Genomic DNA, 19735 nt, shown 5'->3' on the forward strand with positions numbered 1-19735 from the left:
CCGCCAGTTCGTCCGGGTGGCCACGAACCTGTCCCTGAACTCCGGCGTCTTCGCGACCGACATTCCCCGCTTCGACCCGATGCGCCTCTTCAACGACAACAGCCAGGAGCGCGCGGTCGAGCCGCCGGCGGAGATCGCCGACGCGGACGTCTCGGTGGTCCGGCTGGACCTTGCCGCATTGTCCGTCGCGGCAAGCGCCCCTTCCCTCTCGGATGACGACGTGCTCGCTCTCCTCGAGGAGGAGCGCCGGGTGTCCTCCGAGGCCGGCCGCCGCACCTCCTTTCCGATCCCGGCGCAGCAGATGCTCTCGCGCACCCTGCGCCAGCCCGACGCCCTGGGCGAGGCTCTCGGATATGCCCGGATCATCGATACGCCCTTCAGCACCATCGACGTCCGGGTGATTCCGGAAAACGTGACGAACCTGCCCAAGCTCGACCAGCGCGGGACCAACCCGTTGGTGGAGGAGCGCGATGTCGTCCTCAAGAAGGGCGAGACCCTGGAAACGGTCCTGCGCGCCTATGGGGCCGAACCCGGCCAGATCGACGGCATCGCGACGGCGCTCTCGGCCCGGATCAAGACGGCCAGCCTTGCGGAAGGCCAGCATCTGCGCATCCTGATCGCTCCCGGTCCACGTCTCGGCGACCCCCGGCAGATCGTCCGCGTCATCGTGCTGGGAGAGCGCGGAATCGACGCGATCGCGGCCACCAACGACCGGGGCGTCTTCGTCTCCGTGACGCCCGTCAACGACACGGACGGAACCCAGACCGCCTCTGCCGAGGAGGAAGAGGAGGATGATGCGGAGGGCAGCGGCCGCGGCGTCAGGCTCTACGAGAGCCTCTACGAGACGGCCCTCAAGAACGACCTGCCCCGGAAGACCGTGGACGAACTCGTGCGGATCTTCGGCTACGACGTGGATTTCCAGCGCCGGGTCTCATCGGGCGACACCTTCGAGGTCTTCTACGGAGCGGACGAAGACGGCGGTTTGCCGGAAGTCCTCTATGCATCCCTCTCGGTCGGAGGTGAGACCCGGCGTGTCTATCGCTACCAGGGCGACGATGGGGGCATCGACTTCTTCGACGAGAGCGGACGCTCCCTGAAGAAGTTCCTGCTCCGCAAGCCCATCGCGGAGGGCATCCTCAGGTCCGGCTTCGGCTCCCGCTATCACCCGATCCTGGGCTATACCCGGCCCCATACGGGAATCGACTGGGCGAACCGGATCGGGACGCCGATCCTCGCGGCCGGTAACGGCACCATCATCAAGGCCGGATGGGAATCGGGCTATGGCCGGCGCGTCGAGATCCAGCACGCCAACGGCTACGTGACCACGTACAACCATATGTCGGGCTTCGGCAAAGGCGTCGCGCCCGGCGCAAGGGTGCAGCAGGGCCAGGTCGTCGGTTATCTCGGCAGCACCGGCCTGTCGACCGGCCCGCACCTTCATTATGAAGTCCTCATCAACGGCAGCTTCGTCGATCCCCTGAAGATCCGCCTGCCCAAGAGCCGGGAGCTGGAGGGGCGCAGCCTCGTCGAGTTCAAGCGGCAGCGGGAGCAGGTGGACGAGCTGATGTCCCACGCCAGCGCTTCGGCCAGCATCGCCCAGCGGGCCGACCTGCGCTGAGGCCTCATGCTCGACCTCCTCGCGATCGTCCTGCCGGTCTTTGGCCTGATCGGCATCGGATACGTGGCCAGGCGGGGAAATCTCGTGTCCGAGCGGATGGGCGAAGGCCTGTCGGAATTCGTCTTTTCCCTCTCCCTCCCGTGCCTGATCTTCCGGACCCTGGTCCGGGCCGAGATTCCGGCCGTCCAGCCCTGGGGTTATTGGATCTCGTATTTCGCCGGCGTCGCGGTTGTCTGGGCGCTGGCCATGGTGATCGGAAAGCGCTTCTTTTCGCTTAAAGGGGTCTCGGCCGTCGTGGCCGGCTTCTCGGCCGGCCAGGCGAACACCGTGTTCGTCGGGGTCCCGATGATTCTCAAGGCCTATGGGGATGCCGGGGCGGTGCCGCTCTTCCTGTTGATCGCCGTGCACCTCCCGGTGACCATGACCCTGGCGACGCTCATGGCAGAGGGACGGCAGGCCTCTCCGCTCGTGATCCTCCGCCGCCTCGTAACCCATCCGATCGTCGTCGGGATCCTCGCCGGCTCCGCCTGCCGCCCGCTGGCCCCCTATCTGCCGGGGCCGCTCTGGCAGGTGATCGAGCTCCTCGGGAGCGCTGCCGTCCCGTGCGCCCTGATCTCCATGGGGATCGCCCTTCGCCGCTATGGGCTCGAGACGGGCTGGAAGCTCCCGACCCTGATTTCGGGCCTCAAGCTCATCCTTCATCCGCTCCTGGTGCTGCTCCTGGCGACCTATGTCTTCGACATGCCGCCGGTCTGGGCCGGGGTGGCGGTCCTCTTCGCGTCCTGCCCGTCCGGCATCAATGCGTATCTCTTCGCGGAACGCTATGGGGAAGGCGTCGCCCTGGCGTCGAGCGCCGTCACGCTCTCGACGGTGTTCGCCCTCGGGACCACCCTGCTGTGGCTCTATGTGCTGGGGGTCGGCTGAGGGCCGAAGCCTCGAGTATCGGACGCAAAAGTGGGAACCGGTTTTGCGGGAAAAGATGCTCACAAAACCAGAAGCCTGACGGCCTCGGCCGATACGCCCCGGGCGCGCAGATCTGCCAGGGCCCCCGAGCCCCGGCTCTTCGCCAGCTTGTCGCCCATCGGGTCGAGGATCAGGTCGTGGTGGTGGTAGAGGGGCGTCGGTAGGCCGAGGAGCCTCTGAAGGAGAACGTGGAGGTCCGTCGCGGCCTCGAGATCCTTCCCGCGGACCACATGACTGACTTCCTGCAGGGCGTCGTCCACGACCACGGACAGGTGATAGCTCGTCGGAATGTCCTTGCGCACGATGACGGCGTCACCCCAGCGGGCGGGCTGCGCCTCCACCCTCTCGGCATTCCCGTCCCGGTCGAACCGCTCATAGAAAAGCGCCCCGCCTGCCCGCTTCAGCGCGGCCTCCATGTCGATTCTCAGCGCATGCGGCTCGCCCGCCGCGATCCGGCGCTCGGCCTCGGCGGCATCGAGCCCCTTGCAGGTTCCCGGATAGGCGGGAGCACCATCCGGATCGCGCGGCCAGGGCGCACATGTCTCCTCCTCGCGGCGGGCCACCGCCTCGGCCAGGGCCTTGCGGGAGCAGAAGCAAGGGTAGAGGAGGCCTTCCGCCTTCAGGGTCGCGGCGGCTGCGCGGTAGAGATCGAAATGCTCGGATTGCCGGCGGACGGGCTCCTCCCAGCGCAGGCCGAGCCAGGTCAGGTCCTCGAGGATGCCCGCCACATAGGCCGGACGGCAGCGGGCAAGATCGATATCCTCGATGCGCAGGAGCAGGCGGCCCGAGAACCGGGCGGCGAAATCGGCGTTCAGGAGCGCCGACCGGGCGTGCCCCAGATGGAGCCGCCCGTTCGGGCTGGGGGCGAAGCGGAAGACGGGCACGGACATTCGCGTAACCTTCGGGTCCGGACGCCGGGATCAGCCTCCTCAGCCGCGGGCAGCCCTCAGAGCCATCTGCGCGCCGTTGCGCAGGAGGGCCGTGTCGCTGGCGATGGAGACCAGCTGGAAGCCCTGGCGCGTGTGCTCCGCGGCGCGCTCGCCGGAGGCAGCGTAAATTCCGGCGATCTTGCCGGCCGCGCGGGTGCGGGCAACCGTATGGCTGAGCGCCTCCTCGACGGCCGCGCTCACCGGATCGAGCTCCCGCCCCTGCGACAGGCCGATGGAGAGATCGGAGGGGCCGATGAAGACCCCGTCGATCCCCGGAAGAGCCAGGATGTCGTCAATGATCGCGAGGGCTTCCCGGGTCTCGATCATGGCAAGCGCCAGGGTCAGGCCGTTCCCGCCCTTAAAATACTCGCCGGGCCCGAGACCCGTAATGCTCAAGGCGCCGTGCGGTCCCCAGCTGCGCTCGCCCACGGGCGGAAACTTCATCGCAGCCGCGAAACGGCGGGCATCCTCGAGCGTGTTGATCATGGGGGCGATCACCCCGGAGGCTCCCGCGTCGAGAAGGCGCGACGCCATCCCGAAATCCCCGACCGGGATCCGGGCCATGGCGGGCTTCCCGGCCGCCGCGATGAGCGGAATTGCCCGGACCGTCGCGGCGAAGTCGATGGCCCCATGCTGCATGTCGATGACCACCGCATCGAACGCCTCCCTGGCCAGGATGCCGGGCACCGACGGCTCCGGCAGCCCACACCATGCGGCAAGGGCGGGGGAACCGGCTTTCAGCCGGTCCGGCAGCGACGAATGGGGCGTCATGGGGCAGCCTTCAGGAAGGGGAACGATGGGCCCGTGCCGTTCGGCACGGGCGACATGGCATCGACAACCGGCTCAGAGGCCGGCTTTGATTTCGTCGACCGCGCGGGCCATCTGCTCGCTCAGCTTGCGGGTCAGTTCAGCCTCGTCCGCCGGCTTGCCGGCCGCTTCGAGATCGGCCCGGACCTTGCGGATCACGTCGGCATCGCCCGCTTCCTCGAAATCGGCCAGCACGACGCTCTTGGCGTATTCCTCGGCGTCCGCTCCGGTCTTGCCGAGCTGGGCCGCAACCCAGAGGCCGAAGAGCTTGTTGCGGCGAGCGGTCGCCTTGAAACGAAGTTCCTCATCGTGTGCAAACTTCTTTTCGAATGCGTCCTTGCGCTCGTCGAAGGCGGTCATAGAGTTTTCTCCCGTTTGTGCTTCCCGCGATATAAAGGCGCGCAAGCATAACCGCCAGAGGCAATCCCGTTCGAAGAGCCCCCTGGAACCGGCCGACACGCCGGCGAACTCCTTCCGTTGTGCTCGGGAGAGGGATCGGATAGGTTGCGCCCAAGCCGGGGACGGTCCCGATCGGACTCGCGCCAGCCGCGGATCTGCACATATTATCTAGGAGCCACGGCCATGGATTTCCTCAAACCACGGTATACGCCTATGAATCGCCGCCGTCGCATCTATGAGGGCAAGGCGAAGGTCCTCTATGAAGGGCCGGAGCCCGGAACGCTCATCCAGCACTTCAAGGATGATGCCACCGCCTTCAATGCCAAGAAGCATGAAGTGATCGACGGGAAGGGCGTCCTGAACAACCGGATTTCGGAATACATCTTCCAGAATCTGAACGATATCGGCGTCCCGACCCACTTCATCCGCCGCCTCAACATGCGCGAGCAGCTGATTCGCGAAGTGGAGATCATTCCGCTCGAGGTGGTGGTACGGAACGTCGCAGCCGGCTCCCTGTCCCAGCGCCTGGGCCTGGAAGAGGGTACCCAGCTGCCCCGCTCGATCATCGAATTCTATTACAAGAACGACAAGCTCAACGACCCGATGGTGTCGGAGGAGCACATCACGGCCTTCGGCTGGGCGACGCCCCAGGAGATCGACGACATCATGGCGCTGGCCATCCGGGTCAACGACTTCCTGTCCGGCCTCTTCCTCGGCGTCGGCATCCGTCTCGTCGACTTCAAGATGGAGACGGGCCGCCTCTGGGAAGGCGAGATGATGCGCATCGTCGTCGCCGACGAGATCTCCCCGGATTCCTGCCGCCTCTGGGACATCAAGTCCAAGGACAAGCTCGACAAGGACCGCTTCCGCCGCGACATGGGCGGCCTGGTTGAGGCCTATTCCGAGGTTGCCCGCCGCCTCGGCATCATGTCCGAGAACGAGAACCCCACCATGGGTGGCCCGCGCCTCGTCCAGTGAGGCTAGGCCATATGGACCTGAGAGACCCGGCCTCGTGCCGGGTTTTTCTTTGCCGGCGGCCGGAACGTACTTCTCCCTCCCGGGGGAAAACGGAAACACCACCGTCATTCCGGGGCGAGCGTAGCGAGAACCCGGAACCCATAGCCGCTGACGAGGCAAGATAAAGCGCAGCGGCTGCTGTAGCTCTTTCTCCTGAAACGCTTGTGTTTATGGGTTCCGGGCTCCGTTCCGCGGCCCCGGAATGACGAGGGGTAGCGCTACCCTGCCCTCTCCCCCCCTTGTGGGGGAGAGTTGGAGAGGGGGGTGTAAGCGCCGACCTGGATTCAGCTCAGCGCCGACACCCCCACCCTAACCCTCCCCACAAGGGGGAGGGAATTCTGTCGAGCCACGCCCCAGCAGCACAAGCTTCGCATGGCGATACGGGAACCCTCGACCGCAAGACCGTTTCGTGCATAGAAGCAAGCCATGCGGCTCCGCTTCACCCTTCCGATCATCTTCAGCCTATGCCTCGCCTCCTGCGGCTACATTCCCCGCCCGGTCGAAGGCGTGCCGCCGGGGGCGCCGTGGGAGGCGCTTCCGCTGAGGAAATGGCTGGCGGAAGACCGGGCCGAGCCCATTGCCCTTGCGTTCTGCGCGCCGCCGGAATGCACGCCGGGCCTCGTGGTCGGCATCGTCAGGCTCTCCGGGCGGGATGCGGACGAGGCCGAGGCGGTTCTGAAGGACCCATCGGTCCTGGCCCGGGCTCTGCAATCCCCTCGCCCGAAACCGGCACCCGGCCGGAAAAGGCCGGTCCGCACCCTAGCCGAGGCCACGCCTCTCGAAGATGGGCCCTTGCATGGCTTCGCGGTCAGCCTGGCACCGGCGGACGGGAAAAAGCGCCCCGCCTATGGGGCCGCCCTCGGGCTGAGGACCGGCGAGACGCTGCAGGCGGTCCTCGTCATCGGTGAGGACGAGACTGCGGTCCGCAACACCGTGCGGGAGGTCGCAAGGCGTGAATTGCGGCCTTGACGCCGTTGTTTCCGAAGCGCTTTCCCTTTATGGCGTTGGCCATCTTCCAAAGGACAGGCCGAGGACCCCATGAAAGCCCGCGTCACCGTGACCCTCAAGAACGGCGTTCTCGATCCCCAGGGCAAGGCCATCGAAGGGGCCCTCAAGTCCCTCGGGGTCGACGGCATCGCCAATGTCCGCCAGGGCAAGGTCTTCGATATCGAGCTCGACACGACCGACAAGGCCAAGGCGGAGGCCGCCCTCAAGGCCGCCTGCGAGAAGCTCCTGGCGAACACCGTCATCGAAAACTACCGCGTCGACCTGGCCTGACCGTCGGGCCCGGACTGACTCCGGACCATGCCGCTAGAAGGATGAGTTGGATGAAATCCGCCGTCATCGTTTTTCCCGGATCCAATCGCGAAGGCGATGTGATGCGGGCGCTTAAAGCCGCCGGCTCCCAGGTCGAGAAGGTCTGGCATGCCGAGACCGATTTGCCCAAGGGCACGGACCTCGTGGTCCTGCCGGGCGGTTTTTCCTATGGCGATTATCTTCGCTGCGGCGCCATTGCGGGGCGGGCCACGGTCATGGATGCGGTGCGGGCGCATGCGGCGCGCGGCGGCCTCGTACTTGGCATCTGCAACGGCTTCCAGATCCTGTGCGAATCGGGGCTCCTGCCAGGCATCCTGATGCGCAACGCGAACCTCAGATTCATCTGCCATCGCCAGTTCCTGCGGGTGGAGCGCAACGACACCGCCTTCACCCGGGCCTATGAGAAGGGCCAGGCGATCGATGTGTGCGTTGCCCACGGAGAAGGCAATTACACAGCCGACGGCGAGACCCTGAAGCGCCTCGAAGGCGAGGGCCTCGTGGCCTTCCGCTACTGCGATGCGAACGGCCATGTGACGCCGGATGCCAACCGCAACGGCTCCATGAACTCCATTGCGGGCATCTATTCCGACAAGCTCAACGTCCTCGGCATGATGCCGCATCCGGAGAACCTGATCGAGGATCTCGTCGGCGGGACGGATGGGCGCGGGCTCTTCGAGAGCCTTGTGTCGAGTTTTCCGAAAGCGGCTTGACCCCTCTCCCGGGTGGGAGAGGCACAGGGGTGAGGGACAGACGCTGCCTGATATGGCGCGAAGATCCTGATCCCTCCTCCAGGCGGTTCGATGGCTTTTATCGATTCCGCTCCCAACCCTCACCCCGCTCGCTCACGCGAGCGACCCTCTCCCAACCAGGAGAGGGTAACAAAGCGAGACACCGATGATCCGCAACGACGTCGCCATTACTCCGGAGCTGGTGAAGGAGCATGGGCTGAAGCCCGACGAATACGAGCGCTTCGTGCAGCTCATCGGGCGCACGCCGACCATCACGGAGCTCGGCATCGTCTCGGCCATGTGGAACGAGCACTGCTCCTACAAATCCTCCCGCCTCCACCTGCGCGGCCTGCCCACCAGCGCGCCCTGGGTCATCCAGGGACCGGGCGAGAATGCGGGCGTGATCGATATCGGCGACGGGCTCGCCTGCATCTTCAAGATGGAAAGCCACAACCACCCCTCCTTCATCGAGCCCTACCAGGGCGCGACGACGGGCGTGGGCGGAATCCTGCGTGACGTGTTCACCATGGGGGCGCGGCCCATCGCGGCCCTCAACTTCCTGCGCTTCGGATCGCCCGACCATCCCAAGACCCGTCATCTTGTCTCCGGTGTGGTGGCGGGCATCGGCGGCTACGGCAATTCCTTCGGCGTGCCGACAGTGGGCGGCAGCGTGGGCTTCCACCCCCGCTACAACGGCAACATCCTGGTCAACGCCATGGCGGTGGGCCTCGCCCGGACGGACGAGATCTTCTATGCGGCCGCCACGGGCGTCGGGAACCCCATCGTATATCTCGGCTCCAAGACCGGCCGCGACGGCATCCACGGCGCCACAATGGCGTCGGCGGAATTCGACGACGCCTCGGAGGAGAAGCGCCCGACCGTGCAGGTGGGCGATCCCTTCGCCGAAAAGCTGCTGCTGGAGGCCTGCCTGGAGCTCATGAAGTCCGGCGCCGTCATCGCGATCCAGGACATGGGCGCGGCCGGCCTCACCTGCTCGGCCGTCGAGATGGGCGCGAAGGGCAATCTCGGCGTGGAGCTCGACCTCGACAAGGTGCCGACCCGCGAAGAGGGCATGACCGCCTACGAGATGATGCTCTCGGAGAGCCAGGAGCGCATGCTCATGGTGCTCAAGCCCGGCATGGAGAAGGACGCGGAGGCGATCTTCCGCAAATGGGGCCTCGATTTCGCGATCATCGGCCGGACCACGGACACTCTCCGCTTCGTGGTGAAGCACCATGGCGAGGTGATGGCCGACCTGCCGATCAAGGAGCTGGGCGACGAGGCGCCGGTCTATGACCGTCCGCACCTGCCCAACACCCATCTGCCGGTCGTCGCGCCCGAGAGCGTCGCGGCGCCCGTCTCGCACGGCGAGGCGCTCCTCAGGCTCGCGGGCTCGCCCGACCAGTGCTCCAAGCGCTGGGTCTGGGAGCAGTACGACCACCTGATCCTCGGCAACACCGTCCAGATGCCGGGCGGCGATGCGGCGGTGGTGCGCGTGGAGGACGGCCCGAAGGGGCTCGCCATGACGACCGACGTGACGCCGCGCTATTGCGAGGCGGACCCGGTCGAGGGCGGCCGGCAGGCCGTCGCCGAGGCCTGGCGTAACATCACGGCCGTCGGCGGGCTGCCGCTCGCGATCACCGACAACCTCAATTTCGGCAATCCGGAGCGGCCCGAGGTGATGGGCCAGTTCGTCGGCTGCCTGAAGGGCATTTCCGAGGCCTGCCGGGCCCTCGACTTCCCGGTCGTGTCCGGCAACGTCTCCCTCTACAACGAGACCAACGGCCAGGGCATCCTGCCGACCCCGGCCATCGGCGGCGTCGGCGTGCTCGACGACGTGACGGTGAACGCCTCGGTCGCCTTCAAGCGCGAGGAAGATGCCCTCATCCTCATCGGCGAGACGGCGGGCTGGCTCGGCCAGTCGATTTACCTGCGCGACGTCTGCGGCCGCGAGGAAGGCGCTCCGCCGCCGGTCGATCTCGCGGCCGAACGGCGCAACGGCGATTTCGTGCGCCAGCTCATCCGCTCGCGCCAGGTCGATACGGTCCACGATCTTTCCGACGGGGGCCTTGCCCTCGCGCTCGCCGAAATGGCCATGGCGGGCGGGATCGGCGCCATCGTGGCGAGTGCGCCGGAGGACCTTCCGCTTCATGCCTTCCTGTTCGGCGAAGATCAGGCCCGCTACATCCTGGCGGTCCGCCCGGACGATGCGGCCGACATCCTCTACGAGGCCAACGCCGTCGGCGTGCCCGCCCTGGTGCTCGGCGTGACCGGGGGCGATTCGTTGATTCTCCCCGGCGGAGAGGCCATATCGGTGGAAAAACTGAAGGCGGCGCACGAATCGTGGCTGCCGGACTACATGGCCGGCAAGGCCTGAGGAGTTGACAGGATGCCCATGGATGCCCGCGACATCGAGACCATGATCAAGGCGGCCCTGCCCGACGCCCAGGTCGAGATCAAGGACCTGGCCGGCGACGGCGACCATTATGCCGCCACGGTCATTTCGACTGCCTTCAAGGGGAAAAGCCGGGTCCAGCAGCACCAGATGGTCTATGCGGCGCTGCAAGGCCGCATGGGTGGGGCGCTGCATGCCCTTGCGCTGACCACCCAGGCGCCCGACAATTGATGCGAAACCCGGCGCCTTGACCGCCGCGGAACAGGAGAGACTGATGACCGACGCCCGCCAGGTGATCGACAACGAAGTGAAGTCCAACGACGTGGTGCTCTTCATGAAGGGCACGCCGCAATTCCCCATGTGCGGGTTCTCGGGCCAGGTGGTCCAGATCCTGAACTACCTGGGCGTGCCCTATAAGGGCGTGAACGTCCTCGAGGACGAGGGCATCCGCCAGGGCATCAAGGATTATTCCAACTGGCCGACCATCCCGCAGCTCTACGTGAAGGGCGAGTTCGTGGGCGGCTGCGACATCACCCGCGAGATGTTCCAGGCCGGGGAGCTGCAGCAGCTCTTCGCCGACAAGGGCATCGCGGTCCAGCAGGGCGCCTGAGGCCTCTCAACATCGATCGATATAGGAGCGGGGTGCATGGCTGCATCCCGCTTTTTGCTTCAGCGACAATCTGCACCTTTGTCGCATACGCCCCTGCCCCCATTTTCGGCACAGTGAAGTGCTCCTGACCGGAGCGGCCGCAACAACAACATCAAGCGGCCTATCAATGGGGGTTTCGATGAACGAACCAGCGACGAATGTGGTCGCCTTCAAGCCGCGCGCGGCCTCTGCCGTGCAGGCCCATCCCAAAAGCCTGCTCGAACGGATCTATACGGCCGGCTCCCTGGCGCTCCAGGCAGACGACGTCGCCACCAAGACGGCTGCCGTGATGCTCCAGGCTCTCGGTTTTCTGGTGATCGAAGAGGTGCTGGCGGACGGCACCCTGCGCCGCCTCGCCCGCGGCGAAGCCCGGAAAGCCATGGACCGACCCTGGCGCCTGTCGAAACCCGCCTATTCGGGCGAGATCGGCGTGCCAGATGGCCAGGGCGGCCTTCAACGGCCGGTCTGAGGCTCCAGCGCCGCCTTCACGAAGGCCATGGCATCGGGGGAGGCCCATTCGGCCGGCCCCTTGAGAAGCGCGACCTCACAGCCGGAGGGTCCGACGATCAGGGTCGTCGGCAGGCCGACCACATGGCCGGATTTCTGCAGGACCTGCAGGACCTTTCCGGACGGATCGGCATAATAGGCCAGGTTGTGGATGCCGTTGTCCTGGAGCCAGGCTTTCGGCTTCTCGGCGTTGCGCGTGTCCACGTTGATGGCCACCACCTCGAACTCCTTGCCGCCGAGCGCGGCCTGGAGCTTGTCGAGGGCGGGCATCTCCTCCCGGCACGGCACGCACCAGGTCGCCCACAGGTTGACGAGAACCGTCCTGCCCTTGAAGTCGCCGAGGCTCTTCGCCTGGCCGTCGGGCCCGTTGAAGGCGATGACCGGCGGCGGCTTCGGCGTGGTCCCGACCGTGACGGCCGCAAGTTCGCCCGTGGCCAGGGGCTTCAGGCGCTCGGTCATGGCCTGGGTGGCGCGACATTCGCCCGGAATGCTGCCGGAGCCGTTGTGGTCGGCGAGGCCGTACCAGGCCGCGCCTGCGCCCAGGAGCACCAGGAGACCGAGGCCAAGGCCGGCAAGCCGGGGGGCGGATCGTTTGGCGGGGGAAGGAGGTGTCGTCGTCATCGATGCCGGATGTGCCGCGTTTTCTGTGCTTTCTCAAGTCCCGCGGACCGCGAAAGGACCCTCGTCCCATCACGATCCTGTGGCGGCCCGCCACCGCTGTGCGCCCAAAACCTCACCTGTTGGCCGATCTGCATCCGGGTTTCACGTCCCCCTCGCGTCCCGTCCCGGTTGCCGTTATGGTGCGGCCACGTTTCGGAGCAACTGATGTCGTCCAGCCTTACTTTTTCGCGGATCGCGCTGATCACCGGGATTCTCGCCCTCAGCCTCGCGGCCTGCGGCCGCCGGGGCGCGCTCGAGCCGCCGCCGGATCCGTCCGCCCCCCAGCAGAAGCAGACCAGCAGCCAGCCCAGCCCGGACGGCGCCCTGCCCTCCCCGGTCGGAACGCCCAGCTCGAAAAATACCAATCGCGGGTACACGATCCCGAAGGATCCCTTCATCCTCGATCCGATCCTCTAAGGGTCGAGCCTCTGCCCCGCCGGTCCGAGCCACCGCCTGCCGGCGGGCGGGCCGGATCGCACCCTTCCTGAAACGCGCCAGGCCGCCATGCACCATTTCAGCTATCGCCAGGGAAGCCTCCACGCCGAGGACGTCGATCTGCGCCACCTCGCCGAGGAGGTCGGAACGCCCTTCTACTGCTATTCCTCGGCGACCCTGGAACGGCATTACCGTGTTTTCGCGGAAGCCTTCGCCGACACGGACGCTCTCGTCTGCTACGCCATGAAGGCCAATTCCAACCAGGCGGTCCTGAAGACCCTCGGCCGGCTCGGCGCGGGCATGGACATCGTTTCGGAGGGGGAGCTGCGCCGCGCCCTCGCGGCAGGCGTGCCGGGCGAGCGGATCGTCTTCTCGGGCGTCGGCAAGACCCGTCAGGAGATGGCCTTCGCGCTGGAGAGCGGTATCCTGTGCTTCAACGTGGAGTCGGAGCCCGAGCTCGAGGCCCTGTCCGAGGTTGCGCTGTCGAAGGGCCTGCGCGCGCCGGTCTCCATCCGGGTCAATCCGGACGTGGACGCGAAGACGCACAAGAAGATCTCCACCGGCAAGTCGGAGAACAAGTTCGGCATCCCGATCGCCCGCGCCCGGGACGTCTATGCCCGTGCGGCGTCCCTGAAAGGGATCGAGGTGACCGGCGTCGACATGCATATCGGCAGCCAGATCACGGACCTGGAGCCGTTCGACAATGCGAGCGCCCTCCTGGCGGAGCTGGCGCGGGACCTGATGGCCGACGGCCACAGGCTCCACCACATCGACCTCGGGGGCGGCCTGGGCGTGCCCTATCGGGGCGACAACGAGCCGCCGCCCGATCCGCAGGCTTATGCGCAGATCATCAAGCGCCATACCAAGGATCTCGGCCTGAAGCTCGTCTTCGAGATGGGCCGCCTCATCGCCGGGAATGCGGGCGTGCTCGTGACCCGCGTGATTTACGTTAAGGAAGGTGCGGGCAAGACCTTCGTGATCGTCGACGCGGCGATGAACGACCTGATCCGCCCGACCCTCTACGACGCCTATCACGAGATCAAACCGGTGGCGGAGCCGGGGCGCAACGTGCACCACATCGTCGCCGACGTGGTCGGCCCCGTCTGCGAGACCGGCGACTACCTCGCCCTGTCCCGCGACATGCCGGAGGTCAGGCCGGGCGATCTCCTGGCCCTGATGACGGCCGGTGCCTACGGCGCCGTCACGGCCAACACCTACAACACCCGCCTCCTCATCCCGGAGGTCCTGGTGCGCGGCGCGGACCACGCCGTGGTGCGCCCCCGCCCCTCCTACGAGGACCTCATCGGGATGGACAAGGTCCCCGACTGGCTGGCCTGAGAACGCCGCTGTCGTTCCGGATTCAGGTCGCACCCTCTCCGCATCTCTCCCTCTCCCGGATGGGAGAGGGTTGGGGTGAGGGAGTGCCCTCTCCAGAGAAGGCGTAGCCCCGACCCGCCGCACTGCCTCTTCACCCCTAGAACTCGAAGTGGCGCCGGATGCGCCACCCTGCCCTCTCCCCCCTGTGGGGGAGAGCTGGAGAGGGGGTGTTGGCGCAGGACTTTCAGAACGAAGCGCTCACACCCCCACCCTGACCCTCCCCACAAGGGGGAGGGAATCCCGTCGCGCTTGCCCCGAATGTTCTTCTTTCGTTCTTGACAGGTCGATCAAGCTAAGCTATATCCTTGCGCATCTGCTCCCGCCGAGGGGCGCGCTCGCGAGGCGTCGCCGAATGCGGGGAGCGGAACGGTCCTGCGGCAGTCTCTTACGCACGAGACTGGGCAGGTGGCCCCGGCACAGCCGGAGGTCCGGGCTGGCCCGGCGCCGCTTGCGGTTCTCACCGCATGACCGCGTCCAGGCAGTACGTGGACCTCTCGCGGCCGGTCCGCCGAAACAAACCGTGCGCGCTGACGCTTCGGCTCACCGCATTTTCCCATCATTCCCTCAGAGCCGGAGCGATCCTCTCGTCCCCCTCGATCCTGCTGTCTCCTCCGGGCCTCACCGCCCGGAGGACGCAGCGGCGTGCCGTCATGGATCCAACGTCATTCCCAAACCGCTTTCCCGTCATTCCGGGGCGCCGCAGGCGAGCCCGGAACCCATAACCGCTGACGGTGCAGAATAAGGAGCTGTCAGAACCGCTGCGCTTTGTCCTGCATCGCCAGCGTTTATGGGTTCCGGGCCCAGCGCTTCGCGCTGTCCCGGAATGACGGAGGTGCGCCCTTTCGTCGACCCGGAGAAGAAAAGCGCCTCACGCCGCCCTGGACCTCACGAATCCGTGTGCCCATATGACGGCTGGTCAGGACGCCCTTCCGTGCTAGCTTGATCAAGGGGGTGCCGGCGCGGGAATCGCGTGACGGGAGATGCAACGCATGAGCGAAGGCCCGAATCCGCTGCCCGCCTCCGATTCCCTGAACAGACGCTTCGGCCGCCTCGTCTCTCGCGCGCGGTGGGTTCTCTGGGGAGAGCAGGCCTGGCCGCGCCTCTGGGTGCCTGCTGCGATCGTTTTCGTCTTCCTGACCCTGTCCTGGCTCGGGCTGTGGCTTGAGGCTCCGCTCTTCTGGCGCCGGGCGGGGCTGCTGTTCTTTGCGGCCGCCTTCCTGATCTCGCTCTGGCCGCTCCTGCGGCTGCGCCTGCCGGAGCGCGGGCGTGCTCTCGACCGTCTCGACCGGGACACCGGCCTTCGGCACGGACCCGCCCGGGCCCTGGACGACACCCTTGCGCTCGGCTCGGAGGATCCAGGCTCGCGGGCCCTGTGGTCCCTCCATCGCCGGCGCGCCGAGGAGGCGGTCGGCCGCATGCGTGTGGCGCCGCCCGATCCGGACATGCCCCGCCACGACCGCTTCGCCCTGCGGGCCGCAGCCACTCTGGCCATGATCGCCAGCGCCTTCGTGGCCGGGCCGGAGATCGGCTCGCGGCTGGCCGCTGCCTTCGACCGGGGAGCCCCCGGCGCCGCCATGCCGGGCTTCCGCATCGACGGCTGGATTGACCCGCCCCTCTATACCCGGGTCCCGCCCCTCATGATCGACCTCGCGAAGGCGCAGCACCTGAAGGCGCCCGCCCGCTCGACCGTGGTCATCCGCATCGCCGGTGAAGGAACCGCCGAGATCGTGCCTGGCCAGGGGCTCACGCCCCTGCCGGCGAAGGGCACGCCGCGGGCTGACCTGCGGGAGGAGCGCTTCACCCTTGAGAGCAATGCCGACCTCACCGTGCGGACGGGCATCGCCAGCAGCGTTACCCTGTCCCTCGAGGCGATCCCGGACAGGCCGCCGGAGGTGTCCTTCGTCGGCCAGCCGGAGGTCAATGCGCGGGGCGTCTTCACGCTGGCCTACAAGGCCCGGGACGATTACGGGATCACGGCCGCGGAGGGCCTCGTGGAGAAGCGCAAAGGGCCCGGGGAGCGGTCCCTGGTGCCGGCTCCCACGATCACGCTCGCCATCCCGCCCCATGACGACAACGCCCCCGAGACCCGCTCCCCCGTGGACCTGACCAACCATCCCTGGGCCGGCGCGGCCGTGAAGCTGAGGCTGCGGGTCAAGGACGAGGCCGGGCAGGAGGGGCTGAGCGAGGCCATCGACTTCACCCTGCCGCAGCGTCCCTTCGGCAATCCGCTCGCAAAGGCCCTCGTGGAGCAGCGGCGCAACCTCGTGCTCGCTCCGGACGACCGCAAGCGGGTCCAGACGGCTCTCGATGCCCTGCTGATCGCCCCCGAGATCTTCATGCCCCAGTGGGGCGCGTTCATGGGGCTTCACCTCGCCTCCGAGCGCCTGCGCCAGGCCCGCAGCGACCAGGACCTCCTCGACGTGGCGGACTGGCTCTGGACCATGGCCCTCCAGATCGAGGACGGGAACCTGTCGGATGCGGAACGGGACCTGCGCGCCGCCCAGGAGCGCCTGAAGGACGCCATGGACCGCGGCGCGACCGATGACGAGATCCGGCGCCTGACCGAGGAGCTTCGTCAGGCGATGGACAAGTTCTTGCGGGAATTCGCCGACCGGATGCAGCAGAACCCGCAGACCCAGGACCAGAATCAACGTCAGGCCGACCGGGTGATCACCCAGGACGACCTCAACCGGATGCTCCGCCAGATGGAGGAGGCCATGCGCCGCGGCGATATGGCCGAGGCCCAGCGGCTCCTGGAGGAATTGCGCAACATCCTCAACAACCTCCAGATGGCCCGCCCCGACAGCCGCATGACGGATCCCCTCGGCCGGGAAATGAACCAGGCCATGCGCGACCTGGAAGACATGGCGCGCGAGCAGCAGAGGCTGCGCGACGAGACCTTCCGGGACGGACAGAACAGGCGCATGCAGCAGGGCGAGCGCAACCGCCAGGGCCAGCAGAGGCCCGGCCAGCGCCAGCGCGGCCAGCAAGGGCAGCAGGGCCAACAGCAGGATGAGAATGCCGAGAACGGACAGGGCGGCGACCAGCAGGATCCTCTCGGCCAGCGGCAGCAGGCGCTGCGCGAGCGCCTGCAGGAATTGCAGCGGCGCATGCAGGGCATGGGCATGGAGAACGAGCAGGGACTCGGCGAGGCCGAGCAGGCCATGCGTGAGGCCGAGAACTCCCTGAACGGCGGCCAGAACGGGGACGCGGTGGATGCCCAGGGCCGCGCTCTCGAGGGGCTGCGGCGCGGCATGCAGGGCATGGCCCAGCAGATGCAGCAGGGGCCCGGCAACGAGCAGGCCGGCGACCAGCCGGGGCCCGGGGATCCGCAAGGGCGGGGCACGGCCAACCAGCGCAACAACGATCCGCTCGGCCGGCCGACCCGCAACCGCGACTATTCCGACGGCAATGTCCGCGTCCCGGGCGTGGACGAGTCGGCCGCAGCGCGGGCGGCGCGAATCTTGGAGGAATTGCGTCGAAAACTCGGCGACCCGAGCCGCTCGCAGGAGGAGCTCGACTACTTCGACCGCCTGCTGCGGCGCAACTGAGGCATTTCCTCCCGGCCCTTCGCGCGGCTCTTGCTTTGCCGCGAGGATCGGGCCAGGGTCCGCCGCCTTGCCTATGGAACCGACATGTCCGATTTGTCCAATATGATTGTCTTTGCGGCCGTTCTGGCGGTCGCCTTCGTGCTTCTGCTTGGCCTCGTGAACATGCTGCGCGGCGGCAGCGCCAACCGCTCCCAGCATCTTATGCGGATGCGGGTTCTGCTTCAGTTCCTCGCCATTGTCATCATCATGGGCATTATCTGGTGGAGAGCCGCCTAGCTTGCTCCATATTGACACTTTCTCGCCATCGTTCTTTATAAGACACCGTTAGCCATAGCTGCTTCGCGCAGCCCTCTTTATGTTTGAACGATGGATTTCCTGATGCGCTCCGGCATTGCTCTGGGCCTTGGCCTTCTGGTCGTATCGTTCCTGGGAACACCAGGCGCCCACGCTGCCGACTCGAAGCGCACTTCCCCAACGGCATATCCGGCGAGCACCCAGCCGAGCCTCCTGTCCGAGTTCCGAATCGGCTTCTCGGCCCAGGATCCCTGGGGGCCCGAAGGGCGCGACGGCTCCGCCAACCTGACCGGCGAAATCCTCTTCGCGAAGCCGTTTACGGCCTCCGACCTGTTCACCAGCTATTTCATTCCCCGTCCCCATATCGGCGGCAGCCTGAACTTCGACGGACGCACCAGCTTCGCCTATGCGGGCCTGACCTGGACTATCGACGTGACGCCGTCCCTCTTCGTGGAAGGCTCGCTCGGCGGCGCCATCCATAACGGCGACAAGGACCCCTTCGGCATCTCGTCCCATCACCAGGCCCTCGGCTGCTCCCCGCTCTTCCGCGAATCGGGATCGGTGGGCGTGCGCCTTTCGACGAATTGGAGCGTGATGGCCACCATCGAGCACCTGTCCAATGCGGGCGCCTGCTCGGACAATCGCGGCCTGACCAATATCGGCGCCCGCGTCGGCTATACGTTCTGATCCCGAACTCCCAGACCGGGGACGCGCCATGGTCGTCCTGAACCGCATCTATACCCGCACGGGTGACAAGGGTACGACCGCGCTCGCGGCCGGCGGTCGCCGGTCGAAATACGATCTCCGCGTCGAGGCCTACGGCACCGTGGACGAGACCAATGCCTGCATCGGCATGGCGCGGCTCCACACGGCCGAGCACGAGATCGACCCGATGTTGGCCCGCATCCAGAACGACCTGTTCGACTTGGGGTCCGACCTCGCCACCGTCGAGACCGGGAAACCCCTGCCCTATACGCCCTTGCGCATCACCCAGGGGCAGGTGGATCGTCTCGAGCAGGAGATCGATCAGCTCAACGAGCACCTCTCGCCCTTGCGTTCCTTCGTCCTGCCCGGCGGCACGCCTGCCGCCGCGGCCCTGCACCTCGCCCGCACGGTCTGCCGGCGCGCGGAGCGGCGGGTCGTGGAACTCATGGACAAGCCCGACGAATCCGTCTCGGCCGAGACCGTGAAATATCTCAACCGCCTGTCCGACTTCCTGTTCGTCGCGTCGCGCTACGTGAACGACAAGGGCCAGATCGACGTTCTCTGGGTTCCGGGCCAGAACCGCTGAGGGCGGGCCATGTTCCTCCCGCTCCATGACGGTGTTCCGCTGAAGAACATGAAGACGCCGTCCGGAACCCGGCTTCTGATCGTCACTTGCGTGGTCGTCTATCTCCTGACGTTCTACGGTCCTCTGGGCCCCGACGCGATGATCGCCGGCCTGGGCCTGATCCCCTCCGTGCTCTTCGGCACGGAGATCCTGCCCGAGGGCTATCCCTTCGTGCCGGTGTCGCTGACCCTGCTGACCAACATCTTCCTCCATGTCTCCCTGTTTCATCTCCTCGGGAACATGCTCTTCCTCTGGGTCTTCGGAGACAATGTGGAAGACGCAATGGGGCATGGGCGCTTCATCGTGTTCTTCCTCCTGTGCGGCGGCTTCGCGAGCCTCGTCCATGCCCTCATCGAGGGAGAGTCGCACCACCCTCTCGTGGGCGCCTCCGGCGGGGTATCGGGTGTGGTCGCGGCCTATCTCATCCTCTATCCGCGAGTGCGAATCTGGGGCCTTTTCCTGAAAGGCATCCCCTTACGCCTTCCGGCCTATTGGGCCATCGGGTTCTGGTTCGTCCTGCAATTCATCGCGGCGTTTTTCGGCGAGGACCGGGGCGTGGGCTGGTTTGCCCATCTTGGAGGCTTCGTAGCCGGGGCCCTGCTCATTCCGCTGATGCGCCACCGCTACGACCCGCTGCTGGCCCGGATCGAGACCCAGGAAATGAAAGCGCCGCGTTGACAATCGAATACCGCCCGCTACGGTCCCGAGCATCTTTCCTACCCGTCCGGAGAGCAGGCCCATGAGCGCCTCCGGATTCGA

The 19735-nt window shown here is 66.7% G+C and carries 21 protein-coding genes (1 of these 21 running past the window's edge); 17 read left to right on the forward strand and 4 right to left on the reverse strand.

Translation table 11 applies throughout. The annotated features are described in order from the left end of the window. Both C4E04_RS18080 and C4E04_RS18085 read left to right on the forward strand, forming a co-directional pair. Positions 1–1618, forward strand: partial view of a M23 family metallopeptidase gene (locus C4E04_RS18080; protein WP_109599653.1) — the 3' portion only. Its footprint begins 419 nt before the window's first position; the window shows 1618 of its 2037 coding nt (coding positions 420–2037); its start codon lies off the left edge, out of view; it ends in the stop codon at positions 1616–1618. A gap of 6 nt (positions 1619–1624) precedes the next feature. Further along, on the forward strand, positions 1625–2542 hold the full coding sequence (locus C4E04_RS18085) for an AEC family transporter (RefSeq protein ID WP_109599655.1): 918 nt from the start codon (positions 1625–1627) through the stop codon (positions 2540–2542). A 59-nt stretch (positions 2543–2601) separates the two neighbouring features. Here C4E04_RS18085 and gluQRS read toward each other — a convergent pair whose 3' ends face one another. The 3 genes from gluQRS to C4E04_RS18100 all read right to left on the reverse strand — a co-directional run bounded on the left by gluQRS (position 2602) and on the right by C4E04_RS18100 (position 4677). After that, on the reverse strand, positions 2602–3471 hold the full coding sequence (gene gluQRS, locus C4E04_RS18090; RefSeq protein WP_109599657.1) for a tRNA glutamyl-Q(34) synthetase GluQRS: 870 nt from the start codon (positions 3469–3471) through the stop codon (positions 2602–2604). A 39-nt stretch (positions 3472–3510) separates the two neighbouring features. Further along, positions 3511–4281: an HpcH/HpaI aldolase/citrate lyase family protein gene (locus C4E04_RS18095; RefSeq protein ID WP_109599659.1), complete on the reverse strand. Its 771-nt coding sequence runs from the start codon at positions 4279–4281 to the stop codon at positions 3511–3513. Positions 4282–4353: 72 nt separating this feature from the next. Continuing rightward, positions 4354–4677 carry a DUF1476 domain-containing protein gene (locus C4E04_RS18100; protein WP_109599661.1) on the reverse strand — a complete coding sequence of 108 codons (324 nt, stop codon included), beginning with the start codon at positions 4675–4677 and terminating at the stop codon, positions 4354–4356. 222 nt (positions 4678–4899) lie between these two features. On the opposite strand from C4E04_RS18100, the gene purC reads away from it, so the two are divergent. The 8 genes from purC to C4E04_RS18140 all read left to right on the forward strand — a co-directional run bounded on the left by purC (position 4900) and on the right by C4E04_RS18140 (position 11291). Then, positions 4900–5694: a phosphoribosylaminoimidazolesuccinocarboxamide synthase gene (gene purC, locus C4E04_RS18105; protein ID WP_109599663.1), complete on the forward strand. Its 795-nt coding sequence runs from the start codon at positions 4900–4902 to the stop codon at positions 5692–5694. Between the two features lie 465 nt (positions 5695–6159). Next, the gene (locus C4E04_RS18110) at positions 6160–6702 is read left to right on the forward strand and encodes a hypothetical protein (RefSeq protein WP_109599665.1); all 543 of its coding nucleotides are present in this window, start codon (positions 6160–6162) and stop codon (positions 6700–6702) included. A gap of 69 nt (positions 6703–6771) precedes the next feature. Continuing rightward, positions 6772–7011: a phosphoribosylformylglycinamidine synthase subunit PurS gene (purS, locus tag C4E04_RS18115; protein ID WP_109599667.1), complete on the forward strand. Its 240-nt coding sequence runs from the start codon at positions 6772–6774 to the stop codon at positions 7009–7011. 50 nt (positions 7012–7061) lie between these two features. Next, entirely contained in the window at positions 7062–7760 is a 699-nt protein-coding gene (purQ, locus tag C4E04_RS18120) for a phosphoribosylformylglycinamidine synthase subunit PurQ (protein ID WP_109599669.1), read from the forward strand. 184 nt (positions 7761–7944) lie between these two features. After that, positions 7945–10155: a phosphoribosylformylglycinamidine synthase subunit PurL gene (purL, locus tag C4E04_RS18125; protein ID WP_109599672.1), complete on the forward strand. Its 2211-nt coding sequence runs from the start codon at positions 7945–7947 to the stop codon at positions 10153–10155. Between the two features lie 12 nt (positions 10156–10167). Next, on the forward strand, positions 10168–10404 hold the full coding sequence (locus C4E04_RS18130; protein ID WP_109599674.1) for a BolA family protein: 237 nt from the start codon (positions 10168–10170) through the stop codon (positions 10402–10404). 43 nt (positions 10405–10447) lie between these two features. Further along, positions 10448–10783, forward strand: a complete 336-nt coding sequence (gene grxD, locus C4E04_RS18135) for a Grx4 family monothiol glutaredoxin (protein ID WP_109599676.1) — start codon at positions 10448–10450, stop codon at positions 10781–10783. A gap of 178 nt (positions 10784–10961) precedes the next feature. Then, entirely contained in the window at positions 10962–11291 is a 330-nt protein-coding gene (locus C4E04_RS18140; protein ID WP_245416154.1) for a hypothetical protein, read from the forward strand. Here the strand turns inward: C4E04_RS18140 and C4E04_RS18145 are convergent. Further along, on the reverse strand, positions 11276–11950 hold the full coding sequence (locus C4E04_RS18145) for a TlpA disulfide reductase family protein (protein WP_109599678.1): 675 nt from the start codon (positions 11948–11950) through the stop codon (positions 11276–11278). The two genes, C4E04_RS18140 and C4E04_RS18145, sit on opposite strands and share 16 nt — an antisense overlap. 204 nt (positions 11951–12154) lie before the next feature. Between C4E04_RS18145 and C4E04_RS18150 the strand changes: the two genes are divergently transcribed. The 7 genes from C4E04_RS18150 to C4E04_RS18180 all read left to right on the forward strand — a co-directional run bounded on the left by C4E04_RS18150 (position 12155) and on the right by C4E04_RS18180 (position 19654). Continuing rightward, positions 12155–12406 (forward strand): lipoprotein, encoded by a 252-nt coding sequence (locus tag C4E04_RS18150; RefSeq protein WP_109599680.1) that lies wholly within the window; start codon positions 12155–12157, stop codon positions 12404–12406. An 87-nt stretch (positions 12407–12493) separates the two neighbouring features. Next, complete coding sequence (lysA, locus tag C4E04_RS18155; RefSeq protein WP_109599682.1) at positions 12494–13762, forward strand: diaminopimelate decarboxylase; 1269 nt, start codon at positions 12494–12496, stop codon at positions 13760–13762. 1028 nt (positions 13763–14790) lie between these two features. Further along, positions 14791–17352: a TIGR02302 family protein gene (locus C4E04_RS18160; protein ID WP_109599684.1), complete on the forward strand. Its 2562-nt coding sequence runs from the start codon at positions 14791–14793 to the stop codon at positions 17350–17352. 84 nt (positions 17353–17436) lie between these two features. Then, positions 17437–17628 carry a twin transmembrane helix small protein gene (locus C4E04_RS18165; protein ID WP_109599686.1) on the forward strand — a complete coding sequence of 64 codons (192 nt, stop codon included), beginning with the start codon at positions 17437–17439 and terminating at the stop codon, positions 17626–17628. A 102-nt stretch (positions 17629–17730) separates the two neighbouring features. Continuing rightward, on the forward strand, positions 17731–18333 hold the full coding sequence (locus C4E04_RS18170) for an acyloxyacyl hydrolase (RefSeq protein WP_109601276.1): 603 nt from the start codon (positions 17731–17733) through the stop codon (positions 18331–18333). Positions 18334–18361: 28 nt separating this feature from the next. Then, positions 18362–18937 (forward strand): cob(I)yrinic acid a,c-diamide adenosyltransferase, encoded by a 576-nt coding sequence (locus C4E04_RS18175; protein WP_109599688.1) that lies wholly within the window; start codon positions 18362–18364, stop codon positions 18935–18937. A 9-nt stretch (positions 18938–18946) separates the two neighbouring features. Continuing rightward, on the forward strand, positions 18947–19654 hold the full coding sequence (locus tag C4E04_RS18180; RefSeq protein WP_109599690.1) for a rhomboid family intramembrane serine protease: 708 nt from the start codon (positions 18947–18949) through the stop codon (positions 19652–19654). Positions 19655–19735 lie beyond the last annotated feature (81 nt).

Source organism: Microvirga sp. 17 mud 1-3 (assembly GCF_003151255.1).
Taxonomy (GTDB): Bacteria; Pseudomonadota; Alphaproteobacteria; order Rhizobiales; family Beijerinckiaceae; genus Microvirga.

Bases quoted from the DNA above. Each gene is read 5' to 3' on its own strand.
- C4E04_RS18085 (WP_109599655.1), top strand. From the start codon at position 1,625: ATGCTCGACCTCCTCGCGATCGTCCTGCCGGTCTTTGGCCTGATCGGC.
- gluQRS (WP_109599657.1), bottom strand. From the start codon at position 3,471: ATGTCCGTGCCCGTCTTCCGCTTCGCCCCCAGCCCGAACGGGCGGCTC.
- C4E04_RS18095 (WP_109599659.1), bottom strand. From the start codon at position 4,281: ATGACGCCCCATTCGTCGCTGCCGGACCGGCTGAAAGCCGGTTCCCCC.
- C4E04_RS18100 (WP_109599661.1), bottom strand. From the start codon at position 4,677: ATGACCGCCTTCGACGAGCGCAAGGACGCATTCGAAAAGAAGTTTGCA.
- purC (WP_109599663.1), top strand. From the start codon at position 4,900: ATGGATTTCCTCAAACCACGGTATACGCCTATGAATCGCCGCCGTCGC.
- C4E04_RS18110 (WP_109599665.1), top strand. From the start codon at position 6,160: ATGCGGCTCCGCTTCACCCTTCCGATCATCTTCAGCCTATGCCTCGCC.
- purS (WP_109599667.1), top strand. From the start codon at position 6,772: ATGAAAGCCCGCGTCACCGTGACCCTCAAGAACGGCGTTCTCGATCCC.
- purQ (WP_109599669.1), top strand. From the start codon at position 7,062: ATGAAATCCGCCGTCATCGTTTTTCCCGGATCCAATCGCGAAGGCGAT.
- purL (WP_109599672.1), top strand. From the start codon at position 7,945: ATGATCCGCAACGACGTCGCCATTACTCCGGAGCTGGTGAAGGAGCAT.
- C4E04_RS18130 (WP_109599674.1), top strand. From the start codon at position 10,168: ATGCCCATGGATGCCCGCGACATCGAGACCATGATCAAGGCGGCCCTG.
- grxD (WP_109599676.1), top strand. From the start codon at position 10,448: ATGACCGACGCCCGCCAGGTGATCGACAACGAAGTGAAGTCCAACGAC.
- C4E04_RS18140 (WP_245416154.1), top strand. From the start codon at position 10,962: ATGAACGAACCAGCGACGAATGTGGTCGCCTTCAAGCCGCGCGCGGCC.
- C4E04_RS18145 (WP_109599678.1), bottom strand. From the start codon at position 11,950: ATGACGACGACACCTCCTTCCCCCGCCAAACGATCCGCCCCCCGGCTT.
- C4E04_RS18150 (WP_109599680.1), top strand. From the start codon at position 12,155: ATGTCGTCCAGCCTTACTTTTTCGCGGATCGCGCTGATCACCGGGATT.
- lysA (WP_109599682.1), top strand. From the start codon at position 12,494: ATGCACCATTTCAGCTATCGCCAGGGAAGCCTCCACGCCGAGGACGTC.
- C4E04_RS18160 (WP_109599684.1), top strand. From the start codon at position 14,791: ATGAGCGAAGGCCCGAATCCGCTGCCCGCCTCCGATTCCCTGAACAGA.
- C4E04_RS18165 (WP_109599686.1), top strand. From the start codon at position 17,437: ATGTCCGATTTGTCCAATATGATTGTCTTTGCGGCCGTTCTGGCGGTC.
- C4E04_RS18170 (WP_109601276.1), top strand. From the start codon at position 17,731: ATGCGCTCCGGCATTGCTCTGGGCCTTGGCCTTCTGGTCGTATCGTTC.
- C4E04_RS18175 (WP_109599688.1), top strand. From the start codon at position 18,362: ATGGTCGTCCTGAACCGCATCTATACCCGCACGGGTGACAAGGGTACG.
- C4E04_RS18180 (WP_109599690.1), top strand. From the start codon at position 18,947: ATGTTCCTCCCGCTCCATGACGGTGTTCCGCTGAAGAACATGAAGACG.